This window comes from Candidatus Deferrimicrobiaceae bacterium (assembly GCA_035256765.1).
Classification (GTDB): domain Bacteria; phylum Desulfobacterota; class Deferrimicrobia; order Deferrimicrobiales; family Deferrimicrobiaceae; genus CSP1-8.
This window is the reverse complement of sequence record DATEXR010000036.1, coordinates 1-4330: the sequence shown is the minus strand read 5'-3', so window position 1 is coordinate 4330 and position 4330 is coordinate 1. Positions and strand designations below refer to the sequence as shown.

At 62.0% G+C, this 4330-nt stretch carries 4 protein-coding genes; all 4 read right to left on the bottom strand.

Features of this window, described 5'->3' with window-relative positions; translation table 11 throughout:
* Positions 1 to 120: 120 nt before the first annotated feature.
* On the bottom strand, positions 121 to 1098 hold the full coding sequence (locus VJ307_01290) for an NmrA/HSCARG family protein (protein ID HJX72761.1): 978 nt from the start codon (positions 1096 to 1098) through the stop codon (positions 121 to 123).
* A gap of 24 nt (positions 1099 to 1122) precedes the next feature.
* Complete coding sequence (locus VJ307_01285) at positions 1123 to 1578, bottom strand: nuclear transport factor 2 family protein (protein HJX72760.1); 456 nt, start codon at positions 1576 to 1578, stop codon at positions 1123 to 1125.
* A gap of 239 nt (positions 1579 to 1817) precedes the next feature.
* Entirely contained in the window at positions 1818 to 2207 is a 390-nt protein-coding gene (locus VJ307_01280) for a nuclear transport factor 2 family protein (protein HJX72759.1), read from the bottom strand.
* Positions 2208 to 2426: 219 nt separating this feature from the next.
* Complete coding sequence (locus tag VJ307_01275; GenBank protein HJX72758.1) at positions 2427 to 3929, bottom strand: multiheme c-type cytochrome; 1503 nt, start codon at positions 3927 to 3929, stop codon at positions 2427 to 2429.
* Positions 3930 to 4330: the final 401 nt, after the last annotated feature.

The window sequence follows — 4330 nt, the reverse complement described above, 5'->3', positions numbered from 1 at the left end:
CATCCCCCTTCGGCATCATTGCATGGACGGGGACACACCTCTTCCGCATCCCGGAAGGGGCCGGGGGATATTTCCTCCATGAAATGATCCCGATTCACCCGGACCATCGGCCGGGTTCGTTCATTCTCCCGCCGCCCGCCGGGATTCCTTTTCGATCGGGATCCGGCTCTTGTTCCCGGCAAGCCAGGCCTCGAACGTCTGCAGGGAGGGGTTGAGAGCACGGGCGCGGCGGACGTCGCGTGCCCCGCAGAAGACATGCTCGAAGTCGCGCTTGAACTGGAACATGTTCCCGAGGTCGTCGGCGCCCGGGAATCCGAAGCCGCGGTATATTTCCGGGGAAACGTCGTGGTAGCGAACTTCCTCCCCGATCGCCTTCGTAAGGGCGGCGGCCATCTGCGCTCCGGTCAGGTGCTCGCCGGCGATCCCGACGGTCTTTCCGACGAACTCGCGCCCCTTCTGGAAGATAGCGTACGCGCACTTGCCGATGTCGTCGGAGGCGATCCCCGGCAGCTTCTTGTCGCCCATGGGAAACGTGATCGCCAGTTTCCCGTCCGCCCCCCTCTTGGGCCCCATGCCGAAGTGGATCAGGTTCTCCCAGTAGAACGACGTCAGAAGAAAGGTGACCGGCAGGCCGAGATCGGTAAAGACCTGGTCGGCTTCCCCCTTGGCGTCGAAGTGCGGCACCTTGTACTTGCCCATGAGCGTGGGCATGCGGTCGTCGCTTACGGGAACCCAATTGCGGGTGTTTTCGAGGGTCGACCAGATGACATGTTTGACGCCGGCATGCTTTGCCGCGCGGGCCATGGCGGCGGCATGCGCGTATTCCTTCTCGGGCGAAAAGTGCTCCCAGAAGAAGGTAACGCAGAACGCCCCGTGGGCGCCCCGGAACGCCTTTTCCAGACTCTTCTCGTCGTTGACGTCCGCCGCGACGACCTCGACGCCCATTTTCTTCAGTTCTTTCGCCTTGTCGGAGCCGGGGTTTCTCGTCAGGGCCCGCACCCGATATCCGCCGTTCTTGTCATTCGTTATGGCGCGGCACAATCCGCTACCCTGCGCACCGGTTGCACCCACTACCGCGATGATCTTCTCTTTGGCCATTGCAAGCCCCCTTGGGTTTCCCGTTCAATGTTTTCGTGGCAGCTTGGTTTCTTCTCCAAGGTCGGGGAGCACCGTTCCCCACGGGTTGTCGATGACAACCTTCCATGTCCCATCCGACTGGAGCCGGACGATATCGTAGGTACGACCACCGTCCGTAATCGTGGACCCGTCCGGTGCGGTGCCGCTCATCTGCCACTCCGACACGAGTACGGCGACATCACCTGCTTCTATCGTCCTGATATGTTCCACCCGAATTGTCGGTTTGAGGGAAAGCAGGCCACGGATATATTCGATAATCGAGCTTTTGCCGGACACGATCGTTCCGTCCCGATCGACGAGAGCGGCGTCCGGTTCGTACAGGCGGCCGATGCGGTCGAGATCGCCCTCGTTGAAGAATTTTTCGAAGAGCTCGTGAAGGGATTCGGGACGAACCGATTGAATTCCGCCAACATCATGAACTACATGAGGTTTCGCCTTCAAGATGGTCTCCTTTCCTCTCTCGGTGAAAGCCGGATACATTGACGAGCCTCCGCAACCAATAGTTAGATTGGTCTTCCGCGGAGCGGTTTCCCAAAGACGTTCTTTTTTCCGGCATCGGTGTCGAAGGAATTCCGGGAAAAAGAAGGGTGTACGCGCCCCCTGGACGACGCGGCGCAACCCCTCTGCAAACAACGGCTGTTTTCGGGTCTTGAGGAAACATAAGGGGTTCCGGGGAAAGGTCACCCCTTGACGTAGGCGATCTTCTCCGCCACCTTTCCGTCGCGCACGCGGAAGAGGTCCACGCCGCGGATATGGCCGGGCGTTCCGTCCTTGCCTACCCAGTCGTACCGCCACCGGATCACACATCGGTCCTTTGCGGCGAAGATCTCCTCCGTCGTGAAGCGAGCGTCGGGGGAAGAGGCGAAGAAGCGCTCCCAGAACGTCCGCACAGAACCCTGTCCCGCGTACCGCTCCCCGTCAGGAGGAGGACAGGTGTTTTCGAACACGCAATCATCCGTCATGGCCGCCATGACGCCGTCCACGTCGTGGCGGTCGAACGCCTCGTTGAAACGACGGACCGCCTCGAGGGTGGAACGGGTCGCCGGATCCCCGGGCATCTTTGCGGTCATCTTTCCCCGCCTCCTCTCCGTATCCGGAGTTCGATGACGGATTAGGTGCGGGTCGGAACCGGTACGTTTCGGAGGTGGGGCACTCCGTCAAGGGGACAGGAAGGGACAGCAGGACGCGAACCCGGCGCAAACCCGTAGCCGACCTGATGCTGCGTAATCACGTGTAGCGGTGAGGCGGGACCGGCGAGGAAACCGGCCCCGCTTCCCGGGGGACGTCCCTTATTTCCGTTTTTCGACCGCAGGTGTTCCGTGCTCCGCGAGCCATTCGGCCATCTCCCGGAGGTTGCGGGAGAGGGACCACCGCCCGTCGGCGAAGACGCCGTAGTCCGCCCCGATCATGGCCGAGGCGTAGCGGGTGGAGTTCGCGTAGAAGAGCCACTGCTCCACCCATTTCTTCTCGATCCCCTCGTTGAAGAAGCTGTCGTTCTGCCCCAGGCCCCGCGCGGCCCCCTGCTCCCAGGCCGAGAGAAGGATCTTCGTCGCCGCGAGGGTCATCTCGTTCGTGGTCTTTATCGTGTTCTCGAGCCGGGCGAACTGCCCGTCCACCCACTCCTTGCTGTGGCATGCGCGGCAGACCCGTTCCATCGCCTGCCGCCTTTTCGCCTGCTCCGCCGCGTCTATCAGGAAATCCGCCGCCGGCTCCCCCGTCAGCTCGGTGGGGAGGGGCAGACCCGCCTTGTTCCGGATGATGGTCGTGTCCGGGGAAACGGGGTGCGGGTGCGCGTAGATCAGGCCGAAGATCCGCCAGGAGGTGCGGTCGTTCATCCGGTGGGTTCTCTCCGCGACGACTTCCCCCTCCCCGGAAACGACGAGGCTTACATGGCAGGTGGCGCACGTGGGGGAGGTGATGTCCTTTCCCACCGTCCAGGGGACGGCGTGGAAGTCCCACTCCTTCCCGAGGGCGCTGAAGATGTTCCCGTGCTTGCTCACCTCGTACACTTTGTAGGCGGGGACGTCGGGTCCCTTGTGGCATTCCGAGCACGTGTACGGCTTCCTGGCCATCTCGATGGAGAACTGGTGCCGGGTGTGGCATGCGGCGCACGACCCCAGGCTTCCATCGGGGTTCACCCGCCCGACCCCCTGGTTGGGCCACCCGGAAAGAACGGGGAATGCCATATCTCCCATGACCGTCTTCCGGGTCTTCACCCCCTTGACCTCGACTTTGCTCCCATGGCAGTAGAAGCAGGAGTCTTCGTTCGTCTCCCGGTCGGGGGGGCGGATGGTGGTCTTCCCCCCGGAAAAGACCTGGACGCCGTTCACCATGTCGACGAGGTTGTGGTACACGGGGTTGCCTGCGAGATTCGCGTAGGCATGGGCCATGATGTTCTTGTCGTACTGGCTCCTCTCGACGGAGTGGCAGGTGGCGCAGTCGTCGGGAGTCACCACCACGTGGACCTTGTACCCGTTGTGCTCAAAGGTGTCCGTATGCCTCTCCGGATTTCTTGTGTGGCACTCCGCGCAGCCAACTACGGTACCGGAAAGCCCCTCCGCGATGCTTTCCGTGGAGACCCTTCTCTCCAGGGCGCTCTTCTTGAGGGCCTCCGCCGGGGTGACCCTGGCGTGGCGGCTTTTTTCCCAGTCGGCCACGATCCCGGGGGTCACGGAGACGTGGCACCCGATGCATCCCTGCGTCGGTTCGCTCTGCGTGGGTGCGGCGAATGCGGGAACCGCCGTCACGAGGACGGATATTCCAGCGAGAAGGATCGACGGGAGGCGTTGCATGGTGGTCCTCCTTTCACGCGGCTTCTGTCTCCCCGGTCCGTCCTGCCGGTTCGGGGCGAGATTTCCTTCATGCCATATTGACCTATCCCTGTGGTCGGTCCACCCGTGTCTTGATGGAATCATCTTCCGGACGTCTCTACCGATTTTGGATGGACAAGCGGAACGGATGGCAAACCCCTTGCAAACAAAGGGTTTTTTCGGGGCGGGAAGGGGGTTAGCTCGATGGGCTGATACACCGCCTCGCTTGGTGTTACCTGGGTGCATGGTGTATCACCACCTCGACCGAATGTTTCCGGCGGTCGTCGACGAGGGAAATTGCCTGGTCGGGTTGCGGAACTCCATCAACGGTCACGCTCGTCTCGCCTTTCCCGGCAAACTGTTGCAGGACATCGATTTCGTAG

Coding starts and splice junctions, on each gene's coding strand:
- VJ307_01290 (HJX72761.1), bottom strand. CDS start 1,098: ATGGCCAAAGAGAAGATCATCGCGGTAGTGGGTGCAACCGGTGCGCAG.
- VJ307_01280 (HJX72759.1), bottom strand. CDS start 2,207: ATGACCGCAAAGATGCCCGGGGATCCGGCGACCCGTTCCACCCTCGAG.
- VJ307_01275 (HJX72758.1), bottom strand. CDS start 3,929: ATGCAACGCCTCCCGTCGATCCTTCTCGCTGGAATATCCGTCCTCGTG.